This window comes from Micromonospora sp. NPDC049257 (assembly GCF_040678915.1).
Taxonomy (GTDB): domain Bacteria; phylum Actinomycetota; class Actinomycetes; order Mycobacteriales; family Micromonosporaceae; genus Micromonospora; species Micromonospora antibiotica.
Window position 1 is genome coordinate 93,021 of sequence record NZ_JBFAQU010000009.1, and the last position, 19,663, is coordinate 112,683.

Annotated in this window: 4 protein-coding genes; all 4 read right to left on the reverse strand. The window is 74.5% G+C overall.

Features of this window, described 5'->3' with window-relative positions:
• Window positions 1-20: 20 nt before the first annotated feature.
• The 4 genes from AB0K25_RS16175 to AB0K25_RS16190 are packed head-to-tail and all read right to left on the reverse strand — an operon-like array spanning window position 21 to window position 19,655.
• A complete protein-coding gene (locus AB0K25_RS16175) occupies window positions 21-1,250 on the reverse strand; it encodes a cytochrome P450 (RefSeq protein WP_219463249.1) in 1,230 nt (409 codons plus the stop codon).
• Window positions 1,247-5,077: a beta-ketoacyl synthase N-terminal-like domain-containing protein gene (locus tag AB0K25_RS16180; protein WP_363820831.1), complete on the reverse strand. Its 3,831-nt coding sequence runs from the start codon at window positions 5,075-5,077 to the stop codon at window positions 1,247-1,249. The genes AB0K25_RS16175 and AB0K25_RS16180 overlap by 4 nt, the downstream gene beginning before the upstream one ends.
• Complete coding sequence (locus AB0K25_RS16185; RefSeq protein ID WP_363820834.1) at window positions 5,074-9,453, reverse strand: type I polyketide synthase; 4,380 nt, start codon at window positions 9,451-9,453, stop codon at window positions 5,074-5,076. Before AB0K25_RS16185 ends, AB0K25_RS16180 begins: the two co-directional genes overlap by 4 nt.
• Window positions 9,453-19,655: a type I polyketide synthase gene (locus tag AB0K25_RS16190; protein ID WP_363820837.1), complete on the reverse strand. Its 10,203-nt coding sequence runs from the start codon at window positions 19,653-19,655 to the stop codon at window positions 9,453-9,455. Before AB0K25_RS16190 ends, AB0K25_RS16185 begins: the two co-directional genes overlap by 1 nt.
• Window positions 19,656-19,663 lie beyond the last annotated feature (8 nt).

Below are 19,663 nucleotides of genomic sequence, written 5' to 3' on the forward strand. Positions count from 1 at the left end.
GCTCGGATGGATGGTGGGGTTCAGTCGAAGCGCACCGGCAGCGACTCGATGGCGCGGAACTGGAGGCTGTGCCGCCAGGCGACCTCGTCGTCGGCGACGGCCAGCCGCCAGTGCGGGTGGCGGGCCAGCAGCCGCTGCAACACCACCCGGCCCTCCAGCCGGGCCAGCGGTGCGCCCAGGCAGTGGTGGATGCCGTGCCCGAACGCCAGATGGCCGTCGCGGTCGAGGCGGACCGCGTCGGGATCGGGGAACCGGTCGGCGTCGCGGTTGGCCGCGCACAGCGAGATGAACACGATCTCCCCGGCCGGGATGACCGTGTCGCCGACGGTCACCTCCTGCTCGGTGAACCGGATCGTGCTCAGGTTCAACGGGCTCTCGTAGCGCAGCACCTCCTCCACGAACGCGGGCACCCGCCCCGGGTCGGCGGCCAGCTCCGCACGCAGCTCCGGCCGCCGGTGCAGCAGCAGCACAGCGCTGCTGAGCATCGCCGCGGTCGTCTCGTAGCCGGCGTTCATCATCAGGAACACGGTGGACAGCAACTCGTCGGTGGCCAGCCGGCCGCCCTCGTCGTCGGCGGCGATGAGCGCGCTGATCAGGTCGTCGGCCGGCGCGGTGCGCTTGACCGCGATCAGGTCCCGCACGTAGCCGTAGGCGTCGGCGATCACCTGCTGCTTGTCGGAAAGCGAGGTGCCGACGCTGCCGAGTTCCGCGCTCCACCGGCGGAAGTCGTCGAACGCCTCCTCGGGGATGCCTAGCAGCGAGCCGATCACCGCCATCGGCACGGGCAGCGCGACGTCGGTCACGAAGTCGACCGTCTCCCCCGCGACGATCCGGTCCAACGCGGCGTCGGTGAACCGTTCGATCACCGGGGTCAGGCTCTGCACCCGCCGGGTGGTGAACGCGCCGCCGACGATCCGGCGCAGCCGGGTGTGGTCGGGCGGATCACTGAACAACATGCTCGGCGGGTTGTCGGTGACGTGCTCGTCCGGGTCGACGGCCTGGGCGCGGATCACCGAGGCGATACGCCCGGCGTCCTTGGACAGCCTCGGGTCGGCCAGCAGCCGGCGCGCGTCGGCGTGCCGGGTGACCAGCCAGGCGTACACGGCGGTGGAGAACGTCTTGAGCCGGAACCGGTCCACCGTGCCGCCGTCACGCAGCCGGGCGAACCCCGGGTACGGGTCCTGCGCGAACTCCTCGGTGAGCATGTCCGCCGGGTGGGGGGTCGAGGTTTCCTGCTGTCCGATGGTCATCGGCTCCGCCCTGTCGGTGAGGGGATCAGTGGGGTGTTCGTCGGTGCCGGCCGCAGGCAGTCGGCCAGCGCGGCGGCCGTGGTCGGGGCGTCGCCGGTGAGGACGCCCAGGTGGTCGCCCGGCACGGTGTGCCACCCGGTGTCGGCCGCCCAGCCCGGTTCCCGCCCGCCGGGCGCCGCCGCGGCCCGCAGGTGGGTGACGGGGACCGCCAGCGGCTGCGGTCGCCAGTCGGCGAACAGCGCCAGGTGCCGTCCCATGGCCAGCAGCTGCCGGTCGGTGACCAGTTCGGTGACGCTCCGGTCGGCGGCCAGCCGGGTGAACAGGGTCGGCATCGTCGCGGCATACCAGGACCCGCCCGGGACGTGCACGTCGACCAGCACCACCCGCTCGGGCGGTGTGCCGAGGTCGTACAGGGCCGCCGCCACGGCGTGCGCCAGCCAGCCGCCGGAGGAGTAGCCGACCAGCACGTACGGCCGGTCGCCGAGGTGCGCCCGCAGCGCCGCGACCTGGGCGTCGACGACCTCGGCGCGGGTGGTCGGCAGCGCCTCCCCCGGCCGGTAGCCGGGCAGCGGCAGCACCACGGCGGGCCGGTCCAGGCAGGCCAGCAGCCGGGCGTACTGGTAGGGGCTGGCCGGGGCGACCATGCTGGGCAGGCAGACCAGCAGCGGGCCGTCGCCCTCGGCGAACACCAGCGGCGGCGCGGGGGCGGCGGTGCCGCCGGCCGACGCCCGGTCCGCGGCGGCGGCGAGCAGGTCCAACCCGGCGGGTACGTCACCACTGGCGCACGCCGCCGCGAACGCCGCCCGCACCGCGCCGTCGCCGGGGTCTTCGTCGGCCCGCCCGGCGAGGGTGCCGGCGAGTTCGTCGGCGGTGACGGCGGTGAGCAGGTCGGCGGTGCCGACGGGCAGCCCGGTGGCCTGGGTCAGCCGGTCGCGCAGTTCCACCGCGCTGAGCGAGGTCAGGCCCAGCTCGGCCAGCGACCGGTGCGGGTCGACGGGGGCCGCGCCGTGGCCGAGCACCGCCGCCACGTGCCGCAGCACCACGTCACGCAGCGCCCCCGGGCCGACCGCCGCAGCCGTCTGCCGGGGTGCCGGCGGCACCGCCGGTGTGCGCCCGGTGGCGGACCCGAAACGGGCGTCGGGCCAGAACCGGGTCCGCTGGAACGGGTAACCGGGCAGCGCCACCGGTGCGGCACGGGTGCCGGCGAACACCGCCGCCCGGTCCAGGTGCCCCCGGACCAGCAACGCGCCCATCGCCACCGGCACCGACACCGGATCGGGCACGTCGGGACGCAACGTCGGGACCGCCACCGCGTCGGTGGGCGTACGCAGGCAGTCCACCACCGTGCCGGTCAGCGCCGGGGCCGGCCCCACCTCCAGGAAGGTGCGTACCCCGCGCCGCTCCAGCACGCGTACGGCGTCGGCGAACCGCACCGGCCGGCGGGCGTGCGCCAGCCAGTGCCCCGGCCCGGCCAGGTCCTCGACGGTCAGCACCGCCCCGGTCAGGGTGGACACCACCGGCAGCCGGGGCGCGGTGAACCGTACCCCCGCCAGTACCTCGGCGAACCCGGCCAGGGCCGGCTCCATCAGCCGGGAGTGGAAGGCGTGGCTGACGTCGAGCCGCCGGCACCGGTGACCACCGGCCCGCAGCAGCCGGGCCGCCCGCTCCACCCCGTCGACCGTGCCGGAGAGCACCACCGCCCGGGGACCGTTGACGGCGGCCAACTCGACGTCGTCGCCGAGCAGCGGGGTCACCTCCGCCTCGTCGGCCCGTACGGCGAGCATCGCCCCGCCCGCCGGCAGCGCGGCCATCAGCCGGCCCCGGGCCGCGACCACGGTGGCCGCGTCGTCCAGCGACAACGCGCCCGCCACGTGCACGGCGGTCAACTCACCGACGGAGTGCCCGGCGACGGCGGCCGGGGCGAGGCCGTACGACGCCAGCAGCCGGTACAGGGCGACCTCCACCGCGAAGATCGCCGGCTGCGCGGTGCCCGTGTCGTCGAGTCCGCCGCCGTCGGCGACGGCGTCGGCCAGCGGCCGGTCCAGCAGCGGATCGAGGTGCCCGCAGACCTCGGCGAACGCCTCCGCGTAGGCGGGGAACCGCTCGGCCAGCGCCAGGCCCATCCCGACCCGCTGCGCGCCCTGCCCGGTGAACAGGACCGCGAGGTCACCACCGCAGGTCGTGCCCGCGCCGACCCCGGCATCGGCCAGCTCGGCGAGACCGGCGAGCAGCCCGGCGCGGTCGGTCGCGGTGACGCACGCCCGGTGTCGCAGGGCCGCCCGCCCGGTGGCCAACGCCAGGCCGAGCCCCGCCGGGGTGAGCGTCGGGTCGGCCCGCACCAGCGTCGCCAACCGGCCGGCCTGCTCCCGCAGGGCCTGCGGGTCGGCGGCGGAGAGCAGGCAGGGCACCGCGGGCAGCGGGGTGACAGCCGGCCCGTCGGCGGCCGGTGCGGGTGGTTCCTCGACGACGACGTGGGCGTTGGTGCCGCTGATCCCGAACGCCGACACCGCCGCCCGGCGCGGGCGCGGCCCACGCGGCCACGGCTGGGCGGCGGTCAGCAGCCGCACCGGGGAGTCGTCCCAGCGCACCGCCGTGGTCGGGGTCGCGGCGTGCAGCGTACGCGGCAACCGCCCGTGCCGCAGCGCCAGCACCAGCTTGACCAGCCCGGCCAGGCCGGCGGCGGCCTGGGTGTGGCCCAGGTTGGACTTCACCGAGCCCAGCCACAGTGGCCGGTCCCGACCCCGGCCGTAGCTGGCCAGCAGCGCCTCGGCCTCGATCGGGTCGCCGAGCCGGGTGCCGGTGCCGTGCGCCTCCACGACGTCGACGTCACCGGGGGTGAGCCCGGCGTCGGCGAGCGCCCGTTCGATCACCCGCCGCTGGGCGGGGCCGTTCGGCGCGGTCAACCCGTTGGACGCCCCGTCGGAGTTGACCGCGCTGCCGCGCAGCACCGCGTGCACGGTACGCCCGTGGGCGAGCGCGTCACCGAGCCGTTCCAGCAGCAGCACCGCCCCACCCTCCCCCCAGCCGACCCCGTCGGCGGCGGCGGAGAACGCCTTGCACCGGCCGTCGGCGGCCAATCCCCGCTGGCGGCTGAACTCGGTGAACCCGACCGGTGTCGACATCACCGTCGCCGCCCCGACCAGGGCCAGGGGCACCTCGCCGCAGCGCAGCGCGCGGACGGCCTGGTGCACGGCCACCAGCGCCGACGAGCAGGCGGTGTCCACGGTCAGCGACGGCCCGGTCAGCCCCAGCACGTACGAGATCCGGCCGGAGGCGACGCTCGCCGCGTTGCCGGTGAGCAGGAAACCCTCGGTGTCACCGGCGGCGTGGGCGAGCAGCAGCGGGTAGTCCTGGCCGTTCGTGCCCACGTACACCCCGGTCTCGGTGGCGCGCAGCCGTTCCGGGTCGATGCGGGCGTCTTCGACCGCCGTCCACGCCAACTCCAGCAGCATCCGCTGCTGCGGGTCCATCGCCGAGGCCTCCCGGGGTGACACCCCGAAGAAGCCGGCGTCGAACCCGGCGACGTCGGGCAGGAACCCGCCGGAGTCGACGTAGCTGCGCCCGGGAGCGGTCGGGTCCGGATCGTGCAGGTCCGACGGCCAGCCCCGGTCGGTGGGGAACGGGACGACCGCGTCGCGGCCCTCGTCGAGCAGTTCCCAGAACCGGTCCGGGGTGTCCGCGCCGCCGGGGAACCGGCAGGACATCCCGACCACGGCGATCGGTTCGGCGGCCGGGGCGGTGGCCCGGTCGAGTTCCCCGCGCAGCCGGTCTACCTCGCGCAGCGCGTTACGCAGGGCCGCCACGTACTGTTCGGTGCCGGCGCTCACTGCTGCCCCACTGTCTGCGCGGCCAGCGCGAGCAGTTCCTCGCCGGAGAGCGCGTCAAGGTCGTCCGGGCTGTCGGTCCGCCCCGCCGGTTCGTCCGGTCGCGGCGGCTCGTCCGGTCGCGGCGGCTCGTCGGCCAGGGCCAACAGCCGGTCCAGCAGGCCGGCGCGGCGCAGCCGGTCCACGGGGAGGGCGCGTAGTGTCGCGCGGATCCGCTCGTCCTCCGGGTCCGTGTCGGTGGCGGCGTCGAGCTGGGTGAGCAGGTACGCGGCGAGTGCCGCCGGGGTGGGATGGTCGAACACCGCACCCACACCGAGCGGCACCCCGGTCGCCGCGCTCAGCCGGTTGCGCAGGTCCACCGACGTCAGCGAGTCGAAGCCGAGGTCGTGGAAGGCGCCCGTCACCGGCAGCAGCGTGCCCGGCTGGTGGCCCAGCACGGTGGCGGCGGTGGCCCGGACCAGGTCGGTGACCGCCTGCCGACGGCCCGACGCGTCCAGGCCGGTCAGGTCCAGCACGGGCGGGGAGGTGGGTTCCCCCGCCGGCAGCAGGGTCCGCAGCAGGGCCGGGGCGGTGGTCGGGTCGAGGGTCGCGGTGCGCAGGGCCGCCGCGACGACCACCGGTTCGGTGCTGGTCAGCGCCGCGTCGAAGAGGGCCAGCCCGGTGGCCACCGGCAGCGGGTCGAGGCCGGCGGCGGCGAGCCGGGCCCGGTCGGCGACGCCCAGGTCCCCGGTCATGCCCGCACCGGACCACGGCCCCCAGGCGATCGAGGTGGCCGGCAGCCCGGCCGCCCGGCGACGCTCGGCGAGGGCGTCCAGCGCGCTGTTCGCGGCGGCGTACGCGGCCTGACCGGCCGCCCCGAACAGGCCGGCGACCGACGAGAACAGCACGAAGAAGGCCAGGTCGGTGTCGCGGGTGAGCCGGTCGACGACCCGCGCGCCGGTCACCTTGGCCCGCCAGGCCAGCTCGAGCTGGTCGGGGGTGAGCCCGGACAGGACCCCGTCGGCGAGCGCGCCCGCCGCGTGCACCACCCCGCGCAGGGTGCGCCCGTGCAGCGCGGCAGCCACCGTGTCCGGGTCGGTGACGTCGCCGCTGACCGAAGTGGCGGTGACGCCGAGCGCGGCCAGTTCGGCGGCCAGGTCCGGTGCCCCACGGCGGCCGAGCAACACCAGGTCGCGGACGCCGTACGCGGTGACCAGGTGGCGGGCGACGGCGCTGCCGAGGGCACCCGCCGCCCCGGTCACCAGGACCGTGCCGTCGACCGGCCGGCGGGGTCCGGTGGCGGCGGCGGTCAACTCCGGGACGCTGGCGACGCCGGCACGCAGCCGGACCTCGTCGTGGCCGGCGGCGGCTGCGGCCGGCAGTGCCGCCAGCGACGCCGGGCTGCCGTCGTGGTCGACGAGGGCCACCCGGCCCGGATGCTCGGTCCGGGCGGCACGTAGCAGACCGGCCACCCCGTCGGCCGCCGGCAGGGTGCCGTCGAAACCGACGACGAGCCGACCACCGGTGGGTTCGGCGAGCCGCCGCTGGAGGACCGCGAGCACCTCGGCGGTGCCGCTGCCGGCGCAGTCGAGCACCGGCGCCTCCCCGGCGGGCAGGTCCGTCGGCGTCCACCGCACCGCGTACAGCGGCGGCGTCGCCGGACCGGCGGCCAGCCAGTACCGCTGGTGTTGGAACGGGTACGTGGGCAGGTCGACGACCTGCCCGCCACCGTAGTACGCCCGCCAGTCCACCTCATGACCCCGCACCCACACCTGCGCCAACCCCGTCACCGCGCTGACCGCCTCGTCGACCCCGGGCCGCAGCATCGGGACACCGTCGGCCAGCAGCGACGACAGACCACCATCCGGGCTCAACTCCCACCACGACCGGGGACCCGCCGCCTGAACCGCGTCGTGAAACCGCACCGGCTCACGCACCTGCCGCACCCAGTAATCCGGCTCCCCCAGACCACCGACCTGACCCGTCACCGTCGACACCACCGGGATCTGTGCAGGGTGGAACGACAGACCCCCCACCACCGCGCGGAACTCATCCAACATCGGCTCCATCAACGGCGAATGGAACGCGTGACTCACCGACAACCGCCGCTGCCGCACACCCAACGCGGTCACCACCGCATCCGCCGCTTCCAAGGTCTGCTGCTCCGGGCCGGCGATCACCACCGCCGACGGACCATTCACCGCCGCCACCACCACACCACCCGACAGGAACGGCTCCACCGCCTCCACCGAGGCACGCAGCGACACCATCGCCCCACCCGCCGGCAGCCCCGCCATCAAACGAGCCCGCGCCGACACCAACGTTGCGGCATCCGCAAGGGACAACACCCCCGACACCTGCGCCGCCGCGATCTCCCCAATCGAATGACCCACCAGAACCGCAGGCCGCACACCCCACGACTCCACCAGCCGGAACAGCGCCACCTCCACCGCGAACAACGCCCGCTGCGCCACACCCGTGTCGTCCAAACCCACCCCGGAGGTCACCGCCTCCCGCACCTCCCCACCCAACAGGTCGCACACCTCGTCGAAAACCGACGCGAACACCGGAAACACCCGGTACAGACCCGCACCCATCCCCACCCGCTGACCACCCTGACCCCCGAACACCACACCCAACCCGACAGGAACACCACCGGACGACACCGCGACTGAAGACGCGGCACCACCTGACGACGCCGCAACCGGGTCCACTGTGGAAGCGGCAACCGCACCGGACACCGACACCCGGAACTCCGGGGTCAGCGACGCCGAATCCGCGACCACCACACCGTCGAGCAGCACCGCACGCTCCGCGAACACCGACCGCGTCGACACCAACGACCACCCCACATCCGCAGCAGACGGCCCCTCCGACCCCGCCGCCAACGACCGCAACCGCCCCACCAACTCCCCCACCCCCGCAACCGACCGCGCCGACACCGGCCACGGCGTCACCACCACCCGCGACCCCACCACCGACACATCCGACCCCGCCGGACCGCCCACCTCCACCGGCGGTGCTTCCTCCACGATCACGTGCGCGTTCGTGCCACTGATCCCGAACGACGACACCCCCGCCCGCCGACGACCCCCCTCAGCCACCGTCCACTCCCGGGGCTCCCGCACCACCTCCACCGAGCCTGACGACCAGTCCACGAACCCCGACGGCTCGGCCACGTGCAACGACCCCGGCACCACCCCCGCCCGCATCGCCGACACCATCTTGATCACCCCGGCGACACCCGCCGCCGCCTGCGCATGACCGATGTTCGACTTCACCGACCCCAACCACAACGGCACCGACCGACCCCGCCCGTACGTCGCCAACAGGGCTTCCGCCTCGATCGGATCACCCAACCGGGTACCCGTCCCATGACCCTCCACCACCTGCACGTCGTTGACCGACAGGCCCGCCACCGCCAACGCCCGACGAATCACCCGCTCCTGCGACGGACCACTCGGCGCCGTCAGGCCGTTCGACGCACCATCCGAATTCACCGCACTGCCCCGCACCACCGCCAACACCCGGTGACCGTGGCGGCGGGCGTCGGAGAGGCGTTCCAGCAGCAGCAGGCCCACGCCCTCACCCCAGCCGACGCCGTCGGCAGTGTCGGCGAACGCCTTGCACCGGCCGTCCGGTGCCAGGCCACGCTGCCGGGCGAACTCCACCAGCAGGTCGGCGGTGGGCATCACCGTCACGCCCCCGGCGAGCGCCAGCGAGCACTCCCCGGCACGCAGCGCCGACGCCGCCAGGTGCAGGGCGACAAGCGACGACGAGCAGGCGGTGTCGAGGGTGACCGCGGGCCCGGTGAAGCCGAACTGGTAGGCGATCCGGCCGGAGACGATACTGCCGGCGCTGCCGCTGATCAGGAGCCCTTCGAGTTCGTCGGGCACGTCCTGACCGCCGAAGGCGTAGTTCTGGTACATGGTGCCGACGAACACGCCGGTGGGGCTGCCGGCGAGCGAACCCGGGTCGATGCGGGCGTGTTCGATCGCCTCCCACGAGGTTTCCAGCAGCAGCCGCTGCTGCGGGTCCATCGCCAACGCCTCCCGGGGGGAGATGCCGAAGAAGTCGGCGTCGAAGCCGGCGACGTCCGCGAGGAAGGCACCACCGGTGGCGTACGTGGTGCCGGGGTGGTCCGGGTCGGGGTGGTAAAGCCCGGCGAGATCCCAGCCCCGGTCGGTCGGGAACCCACCGACCGCGTCGACCCCCTCGGCGACCACCCGCCACAGGTCGTCCGGGCCGCGTACCCCGCCGGGCAGCCGGCAGGCCATTCCGACGATCGCCACCGGCTCGCTGATCCGGCTCTCCAACTGGGCGACGCGGGCCCGTGACCGGCGCAGGTCGGTGGTGGCCTTGCGCAGGTACTCCACGAGCTTGGCGCTGTCCTCGGCCATCACAGCTCCGTTCCCTGGTCGATGATGTCGTAGAGGCGGTCCACCGGGATCGTGTCCAGGTCGTCGGTGTCCGGGTCGCCGTAGTCGGCGGGTGGACGCAGTTCGATCAGGAGGCGTTCCAGCCGGTCGACCACCTCGTCGCCGCCCGCGTCCCCGGTGCGCAGCGCGGCCTCCAGCCGGTCGAGGGCGGCCATCGCCGAACCGTCCTCCCGCTCCTGGTCCGGCCAGCGCAGCCCGCAGACGAAGTCGGTGAGCGCGGCGGGGGTGGGATGGTCGAACACCACCCCGGCCGGCAGCGGCACACCGGCGGCGGTGCTGACCGCGTTGCGGAGCTGGGTGGCGGCCAGCGAGTCCACCCCCAGGTCGGCGAAGCGGCGGCCCGGGTCGACCTCGGTCGGGTCGGCGTGGCCGAGCACCTTCGCCGCCTGGGCGGTGACGAGGTCCAGCACCGCCTGGCGGCGGTCGGCCGGAGCGAGCGCGGCGAGCCGGTCGGCGGCCGGTCGCTGCTCCCCCGGCGTACGACGGGGGGTGCGGACCAGGGCGCGGAGCACGGGCGGCGGCATGTCGATCGCCCGCAGCGCGGCCGGGTCGAGCCGGACCGGCGCCTGCACGGCCCGGTCGTGGGCCAGCGCCAGGTCGAACAGCGCCCTGCCCTCGGCCTCGGTCATCGGCACCACACCGGTCCGGGCGACGCGTTCCCGGTCGTGCGCGTCCAGCGTGCCGATCATGCCGCTGTCCTGCGCCCACAGTCCCCAGGCCAGCGACACGGCGGGCAGGCCGAGGTGGCGGCGCAGCCGGGCCAGCGCGTCCAGCCCGGAGTTGCCCGCCGCGTAGTTGGCCTGGGCGGGCGGGCCGAGCAGCCCGGAGATCGACGAATACAGCACGAACGCGTCGAGGTCGAGATCCCGGGTCAGCTCGTGCAGGTGCCAGGCGGCGTCGACCTTCGGGGCCAGCACCCCGTCCAGCCGTTCCGGGGTCAGCGCGGGCAGCACACCGTCGTCGAGCACCCCGGCGGTGTGGATCACGGCGCGTAGCGGGTGGGCCGGGTCGGTCCCGGCGAGGAGTTCCGCGAGGGCGTCCCGGTCCGTCACGTCGCAGGCGGCCACGGTGACGTCCTGTGCGCCCAGGTCGAGCAGTTCCGCGCGGAGTTCCGCCGCGCCCGGGGCCGCCGGCCCGCGCCGACTGACCAGCAGCAGGCGGCGTACGCCATGGGTGGTGACCAGGTGCCGGGCGGCGAGCGCCCCCAGCCCACCGGTGCCGCCGGTGACGAGCACCGGTCCGGCCCACCGGCGGGACGTCGGGGTGGCACCCCGGCTGCGGACGAGCGTCGGGGTGGTCACCACACCGCCGGTCGCGGTGAGTTCGGTGGTGCCGGCTAGCAGGGCGTCCGGGAACGCCCGCGCCGAGCGGCGGTCCCCGTCGAGGGTGACCAGGCCGAACCGGTCCGGGTACTCGCTGATCGCCGAGCGGACCAGCCCCCAGGCGGTGGCCAGCACGACGTCCCGGTCCACCCCGGAGGCGACGAACACCAGGCGGCACGGGGCGAGTGCCCCGTCGCGGAGCCAGTGCTGGGACAGCTTCAGCACCCGTTGCGCCACCGTGTGCGCGTCCGCCGCCGGGTCCCCGGTGTCCGGGTAGGTCAGCGGGTGGAGCAGCACGTCCGGCCGGCCCCGCGCCGAGCCGAGCAGTTCGGCGAGGGTACGGTGCCGGCGCAGGCCGTCCAGCCCGTCGAGCAGCCCGAGTTCGTCGTCACCGAGCACCGCCCAGTCACCCGGCACACCGCCCGTCTCCCGCGTCGGGACGCGCCGGTCCTCCAGGTGGAACAGGGCGTCGCCGACGGACGGGCCGGCGTCGCCGCCGAGTTCGAGTTCGGCTTCCGTGGTGACGGTGCCGTCGTGGTCGACCAGGGCGATCCGGACGTGTCCGGTGTCGTGGTGCGCGATCTCGACGTCCACGGCAGGGTCGGCCCGGTGCACGGTCAGGTTCGTCCAGCGGACGGGCCGGGCGGGGGCGAGGTCGTCGAGTGCGGAGCGGAGCACGGCGGTGGGCAGTGCGCCGCCGTCGCCGGGTTCGGCGGAGAGCTGCCCGGTCGCGTGTTCGACCCAGGTGCCGTTGGGGCGGGAGGCGATGGTGAAGCCGACGCCGTCCACGGTGACCCGCAGTGGGCCGGGGTGCTCGGGCGGCACCTCGGGGACGAGTTCGGCGACGCCGGTGACGCCCGCGTGACGGGCCGCCGCCAGCGCCGCCTCCGCCAGGACGACGTGCGGCCCGGCCTCGGCCAGCGCCGACGCGGTCAGTACGCCGGCGAGGACGAACGAGTCGTCGGACAGCTCCACGGCCGCGCCCAGCAGCGGGTGTTCCACCGGGTCGAGGCCGACGCCCGCCACGTCCGTACGGGATGCCGGCGTCAGCCAGTACCGCTGCCGTTGGAACGGGTACGTCGGCAGGTCGACGACCTTCCCCCCGCCGTAGTACGCCCGCCAGTCCACGTCGTGGCCGCGTACCCACACCTGCGCCAACCCCGTCACCGCCGACACCGCCTCGTCGGCTCCCGGCCGGAGCATCGGGATACCGTCGGTCAGCAGGGACGACAGGCCACCATCCGGGCTGAGTTCCCACCAAGAGCGGGGACCAGCCGCCTCGATCGCCTCGTGGAACCGCACCGGCTCACGCACCTGCCGCACCCAGTAATCCGGCTCCCCCAGACCCCCGACCTGCCCGGTCACCGTAGACACCACCGGAATCTGTGCCGGCCGGAAGGACAGGCTCTCGACCACCGTGCGGAACTCGTCGAGCATCGGTTCCATCAACGGCGAGTGGAACGCGTGACTCACCGACAACCGCCGCTGCCGCACCCCCAACGCGGTCGCTACCGTCTCCGCCACGTGCAGGGTCTCCCGCTCCGGACCGGCGATCACCACCGCCGACGGACCATTCACCGCCGCAACAACCACGCCACCAGACAGATACGGCTCCACCGCCCCCACCGAGGCCCGCAACGACACCATCGCTCCCCCGGCGGGTAGCGCCGCCATCAGACGAGCCCGCGCCGACACCAACACCACCGCGTCCGACAGGGACAACACCCCCGACACATGCGCGGCGGCGATCTCCCCGATCGAATGACCCACCAGAACCGCAGGGCGTACACCCCACGACTCGACCAGCCGGAACAGCGCCACCTCCACCGCGAACAACGCCCGCTGCGCAACCCCCGTCCCATCCAGACCCACACCAGAGCCGATCGCCTCATGGACATCCGGCCCCAACAGGCCACACACCTCGTCGAACACCGACGCGAACACCGGAAACGCCCGATACAGACCCGAGCCCATCCCCACCCGCTGACCACCCTGACCCCCGAACACCAGACCCAACCCACCCGACGCCAACGCCCGCACCCCAGATGCAAGCGACGCCCCATCCGCGACCACCACACCGTCGAGCAGCACCGCCCGCTCGTCGAATACCGACCGCGTCGACGCCAACGACCACCCCACATCCACCCCCGACACCCCGCCAACGACTGTCGACTCCGGCGGATCACCGTCGACCCCGTCAACGGCGGTCGGCATCGACGGACCGCCGTCCGCCCCCGTCCCGGGTCCCGAACCGACCGTCAACGCGCCGAGCTGCCCGACCAACTCCCGCACCCCGGCGGCGGTCCGCGCCGACACCGGCCACGGCGTCACCCCCACCGGGATCGGTGACCCCGTCACCACCGCGTCCGCCTCCACCGGCGGTGGCTCCTCCACGATCACGTGCGCGTTCGTCCCACTGATTCCGAACGACGACACCCCCGCCCGCCGACGACCACCGTCAGCCACCGTCCACTGCCGGGACTCCCGCAGCACCTCCACCGCACCCGACGACCAGTCCACGAACCCCGACGGCTCGGCCACGTGCAGCGACCCCGGCACCGTCGCGTGCCGCATCGCCAGCACCATCTTGATCACCCCGGCGGCACCCGCCGCGTGCTGCGTGTGGCCGAGGTTCGACTTGACCGACCCCAACCACAACGGCTCCGACCGACCCTGCCCGTACGTCGCCAACAACGCTTCCGCCTCGATCGGGTCACCCAACCGGGTGCCGGTGCCGTGGCCCTCCACCACCTGCACGTCGGACACCGACAGGCCCGCCACCGCCAGCGCCTGGCGGATCACCCGTTCCTGGGACGGGCCACTCGGCGCGGTCAGGCCGTTCGACGCGCCGTCGGAGTTCACCGCGCTGCCCCGCACCACCGCGAGCACGGGGTGGCCGTGGCGGCGGGCGTCGGAGAGGCGTTCCACCAGCAGCATCCCGGCGCCCTCGGCCCATCCCGTGCCGTCCGCGTCGGCCGAGAACGCCTTGCACCGGCCGTCCGGCGACAGCCCGCCCTGCCGGCTGAACTCGACGAACAGGGTCGGGGTGGACATCAGCAGCGCACCACCGGCGAGGGCGAGATCGCACTCCCCGGCGCGCAGGGCGTTCGCCGCCAGGTGCAGGGCCACCAGCGACGACGAGCACGCCGTGTCCAGGGTGAGGACCGGGCCGACCAGGCCGAGGTGGTACGCGAGCCGGCCGGACGCGACGCTGTTGGCGCTGCCGGTGAGCAGTTGCCCCTCGAACTCGGGCACGGTGGCGAGCAGCGAGCCGTGGTCCTGGCTGCTGACCCCGACGAAGACACCGGTCCGCGAGCCCCGGGCGGCGAGCGGGGGAATCCCGGCCCGCTCGAACGCCTCCCACGAGGTTTCCAGCAGCAGCCGCTGCTGCGGGTCCATCGCCAACGCCTCCCGGGGTGAGATGCCGAACAGGGCCGGGTCGAAGTCGGCGATCCCGTCGACGAAGCCACCCTGGGTGGCGTACGTGGTGCCGGGGTGGTCCGGGTCGGGGTGGTAGAGGTGGTCCAGGTCCCAGCCCCGGTCGGTCGGGAAGTCACCGATCGCGTCGGTGCCCTCGGCGACCACCCGCCACAGGTCCTCGGGGCTGCGTACCCCGCCGGGCAGCCGGCAGGCCATCCCGACGATGACGACGGGGTCGTCGTGGGTACGGATCGGGGTGGCGACCGGGGCGGGAGCGGGGGCACCGGCGATCTTCGTGGTCAGCCAGGTGGCGACCGCCGACGGGGTGGGATGGTCGAACACCAACCCGGCGGGCAGGCGCAGCCCGGTCGCCGTCGCCAGCGCGTTGCGCAGTTCCACGGCGGTCAACGAGTCGAAGCCCAGCTCGGTGAAGGGCCGGTCGGCGGGGACCGCGTCGACGCCGGAGTGACCGAGGACGCCCGCGACGCGTTCCCGTACCACCTGGAGCAGGGTGGCGGTGAGTTCCGCGCCGTGCTGCCCGGCGAAGACCGCGGTGGGGTCGGCCGCCGCCACGGCCCGCCGGGCCGGGCGACGGACCAGCCCCCGCAGCACCGCCGGCGGCTCACCGGTGATCCTCGGCAGGTCCATCCGCATCGGTACGAGGTGCGGGTGGCCGGTCGCGGCGGCCAGGTTGACCGCCGTGTCGAACAGGGCCATCCCCTCCGCCCGGTCCAGCGGGGTCATGCCGGCCCGGGTGATCCGGTCCCGGTCGGCGGTGGTGAGGGCGGCGGTGATGCCGCCGTCCTGTTGCCACAGTCCCCAGCCGAGCGACAGCGCGGGCAGCCCCCGGGCCCGGCGGTGGGCGGCGAGCGCGTCGAGGAACGCGTTGGCGGCGGCGTAGTTGGCCTGCCCGGGGCCGCCGAACACGGCGGCCGACGAGGAGTAGAGGACGAACGCGTCCAGGTTCCGGTCCGCGGTCAGCTCGTGCAGGTGGGAGGCGGCGTCCACCTTGGGGCGGAGCACCCGGGCGAGCTGCTCGTCGGTGAGTGCGCCGACGACCGCGTCGTCGAGCACCCCGGCGGTGTGCACCACCGAACGGACGGGATGGCTGTCGAGCAGCCGGGCCAGGTCGTCCCGGTCGGCCACGTCGACGGCGGCGACGCTGACGGTGACACCGAGGCCGGTCAGCTCGGCCACCAGTTCGCCCGTGCCCGGTGCTCCGACGCCCCGGCGGCTGGCCAGCACGAGTTCGCGTACGCCATGGGTGGTCACCAGGTGGCGGGCGACCAGCGCGCCCAGCCCGCCGGTGCCGCCGGTGACCAGCACCGGGCCGGGGAGGCGCACGGGTCCGGCCGTCGGGGTGGCGACCCGGGCCAGCCGGGCGGCGGTCCAGGTGCCGGCCCGGACGCTCACCTCCGGTTCGTCACCGGCGGCGAGCCCGGCCGCGACGGTGGGGACGGTGGCCGGGTCGTCGGTGTCGACCAGGACGAGCCGTCCGGGGTTCTCGGTCTGGGTGCTGCGCAGCAGCCCCCAGGCGGCGGCCAGGGCGGGATCGTCGGCGACGCGTTCACCGGCCACGACCACCCGGGTGTCGGCGTACGCGTCGGTCAGCAGGGTACGGACCAGGGCGAGGGCGGCGGCGACGGCGGCGTGGGTACGGCCGGCGAGGTCGGGGTGGCCGGGGTCGACGGTCAGGTGGTGGCAGGCCACCGGGGCGGGGCCCGCGTCGAAGGCCGGAGCGGGGGCGGCGACGGGCGGGGCCGCCACCGGCACGGCCACCCGCTCGTAGAGGTGTTCCTGGTGGGGCCGCCCGGCGGACCGCAGCGCCTCGGCGGAGACGGGGCGGGACAGCAGCCCTCCGACGGTGACCACCGGCGCACCGGACTCGTCGTAGCCGGTCAGGGTGAGGCTGCCGGTCGACTGTTCCCGCAGCCGTACCCGCAGGGTGGTCGCGCCGCCACGGTGCACCTGCACGTCGCTCCAGGAGAACGGCAGGCCACCGGGGCGGGTGTCGTCGAGTACGCCACGCAGCAGCGGGTGCAGGCAGGCGTCGAGCAGGGCGGGGTGCAGCACGAACGCGTCGGCGTCGGCGTGCCGGTCGGCGGGCAGGCCCACCTCGGCGAGGATCTCGTCGCCGAGGTGCCACAGCCGGCGCAGGCCACGGAACGCCGGGCCGTACCGGTGGCCGTCCTCGGCCAGGCGGGGGTAGGCGTGTGTGACGTCGACCTCGCGGCTGCCGGGTGGCGGCCAGGTCTCCTGCCCGGTGGGGGTGGTGGAGGGCGCGGCGGTCAACAGTCCCTCCGCGTGGGTGGTCCAGGCGGGGTCCTCGCCGCCGGTGGTGTGCGGGCGTGAGTGGACGGTCACCGGTCGTCTGCCGTCGGGGTCGGGCGCGCTGACGGCCACCTGGATCTCCACCGGTTCATCGGTGAGCACCAGCGGCTCGGCGATGGTCAGCTCGTCGACGACGCTGACGCCGAGGTGGTCGCCCGCGCGCAGGACGAGGTCCACGAAGGCCGTCCCGGGCAGGAGCACGGTGTCGAGCAGCGCATGGTCGGCCAACCACGGATGGGTACGCAGGGACACCCGTCCGGTGAGCAGCACGCCGTCACCGGCGGCCAGTTCGACAGTCGCGCCGAGCAGCGGGTGCCCGGCGGAGCGTAGGCCGGCGCTGGTCACGTCGCCCCGCCCGGCCCCGGCGTCGAGCCAGTACCGCTGGTGTTGGAACGGGTACGTCGGCAGGTCGACGACCTTCCCCCCGCCGTAGTACGCCCGCCAGTCCACGTCGTGGCCGCGTACCCACACCTGCGCCAACCCCGTCACCGCGCTGACCGCCTCGTCGGCTCCCGGCCGGAGCATCGGGATACCGTCGGCCAGCAGGGACGACAGACCACCATCCGGGCTGAGTTCCCACCAAGAGCGGGGACCAGCCGCCTCGATCGCCTCGTGGAACCGCACCGGCTCACGCACCTGCCGCACCCAATACCCCGGATCCGCAAGATCCTCGACCGTTCCGGTGACGGTCGACACCACCGGAATCCGCGCCGGCCGGAAGGACAGGCCCTCCACCACCGTGCGGAACTCGTCGAGCATCGGCTCCATCAACGGCGAATGGAACGCATGACTCACCGACAACCGCCGCTGCCGCACACCCAACGCGGTCGCCACCGCATCTGCCGCTCGCAAGGTCTGCTGTTCCGGGCCGGCGATCACCACCGCCGACGGACCATTCACCGCCGCAACAACCACACCACCCGACAGAAACGGTTGCACCGCATCAGCGGAGGCCCGCAGCGACACCATCGCCCCACCCACCGGCAGCCCCGCCATCAAACGGGCCCGCGCCGACACCAACGTTGCGGCATCCGCAAGGGACAACACCCCCGACACCTGCGCCGCCGCGATCTCCCCAATCGAATGACCCACCAAAACCGCAGGCCGCACACCCCACGACTCCACCAGCCGGAACAGCGCCACCTCCACCGCGAACAACGCCCGCTGCGCCACACCCGTGTCGTCCAAACCCACCCCGGAGGTCACCGCCTCCCGCACCTCCCCACCCAACAGCGCGCACACCTCGTCGAACACCGACGCGAACACCGGAAACGCCCCACACAACCCCACACCCATCCCCACCCGCTGACCACCCTGACCCCCGAACACCAGACCCAGGCCGGAGGCCACCACCCGGGAGTCGACGTCCGTCCCGGCCGGGGACGACGGTTCGGCGTCGCCTGCCGGTGGGACCGCCGCCGACCAGCGGAGTTCCGGGGGCACCGAGGCCGAGTCCGCGACGACGTCGCCGTCGAGCAGCACGGCGCGGTCGTCGAACACCGTCCGGGTCGACGCCAGGGACCAACCCACGTCGGCCGCCGGCACCGTCGGGTCGGCGGCGGCGCTCCACGGGCGGAGCCGCTCGACCAGGTCCCGTACCCCGGCGGTCGTCCGCGCCGACACCGGCCACGGCGTCACCGGTACGGCGTCGGACTCGCCTGTGGCCCCGGCCGACGGGCCCGCTTCGGCGGGTGACCCGTCGGGCGACGGGTCCGTCACGGCGGGCGGTTCCTCCAGGATGACGTGCGCGTTGGTGCCACTGATCCCGAACGACGACACCCCCGCCCGCCGCCGGCCCTCCGCCGTCCACGGCCTCGACCCGGTCACCACCTGCACCGCACCCGACGACCAGTCCACGAACCCCGACGGCTCGGCCACGTGCAGCGACCCCGGCACCACCCCCGCCCGCATCGCCGACACCATCTTGATCACCCCGGCGACACCCGCCGCCGCCTGCGCATGACCGATGTTCGACTTCACCGACCCCAACCACAACGGCACCGACCGACCCTGCCCGTACGTCGCCAACAACGCCTGCGCCTCGATCGGGTCACCCAACCGGGTGCCGGTGCCGTGACCCTCCACCACCTGCACGTCCGTCGGGGTCAGGCCGGCGGATTCGAGGGCCTGCCGGATGACGGCGCGTTGGGCGGGGCCGTTGGGTGCGGTGAGCCCGTTCGACGGACCGTCCTGGTTGATCGCGGAACCCCGGACGACGGCGAGCACCGGGTGGCCGTGACGGCGGGCGTCGGAGAGCTTCTCCAACAGCAGCATGCCGGCGCCCTCGGCCCAGCCGACCCCGTCGGCGGCGGCCGAGTACGACTTGGCCCGGCCGTCCGGGGCCAGCCCCCGCTGCCGGCTGAACTCGACGAACGTGCCGGGGCTCGCCATCACGGTGACGCCACCGGCGAGGGCCAGCGTGCACTCCCCGGCGCGCAGCGACCGGGCGGCGAGGTGCAGGGCGACCAGGGACGACGAGCAGGCGGTGTCGACGGTGACGGCGGGACCGGTCAGGCCGAAGGTGTAGGCGATCCGGCCGGAGGCGACACTGCCGGCGCTGCCGGTCAGCAGGTAGCCCTCGAACTCCTCGGGGACGTCGCGGACCCGCAGGCCGTAGTCGCCGTACATGATGCCGGTGAACACCCCGACCGGGGTACGCCGCACCGAGGCGGGGAGGATGCCGGCCCGTTCGAACGCCTCCCAGGTGATCTCCAGCAGGAGCCGCTGCTGCGGGTCGACGCCGAGCGCCTCCCGGGGGCTCATCCCGAAGAAGGCGGGGTCGAAGTCGGCGGCGTCGTGCAGGAAGCCACCCTCGTGGGCGTAGCTGTGGCCGGCCCGTTCCGGGTCGGGATCGTAGAGGTCCGCCGGCCAGCCCCGGTCGGTGGGGAAGTCGGAGATGGCGTCCCGGCCCTCGGCGACCAGGTCCCACAGGTCCTCCGGGGAGCCGACCCCACCCGGGTAGCGGCAGGCCATCCCGACGATGGCGATGGGTTCCCGGTCCCGTTCGGTCAGCTCGGTCAGCCGCTGCCGGGCCTTGTACAGGTCGGCGCTGACCTTCTTGAAGTATCCGAGCAGCTTCTCGTCGGCCATGTCGGTCT

What these genes read in the sequence shown, in the direction of transcription:
- AB0K25_RS16185 (WP_363820834.1), bottom strand. Translation starts at nt 9,453, where the DNA reads ATGGCCGAGGACAGCGCCAAGCTCGTGGAGTACCTGCGCAAGGCCACC.
- AB0K25_RS16175 (WP_219463249.1), bottom strand. Translation starts at nt 1,250, where the DNA reads ATGACCATCGGACAGCAGGAAACCTCGACCCCCCACCCGGCGGACATG.
- AB0K25_RS16190 (WP_363820837.1), bottom strand. Translation starts at nt 19,655, where the DNA reads ATGGCCGACGAGAAGCTGCTCGGATACTTCAAGAAGGTCAGCGCCGAC.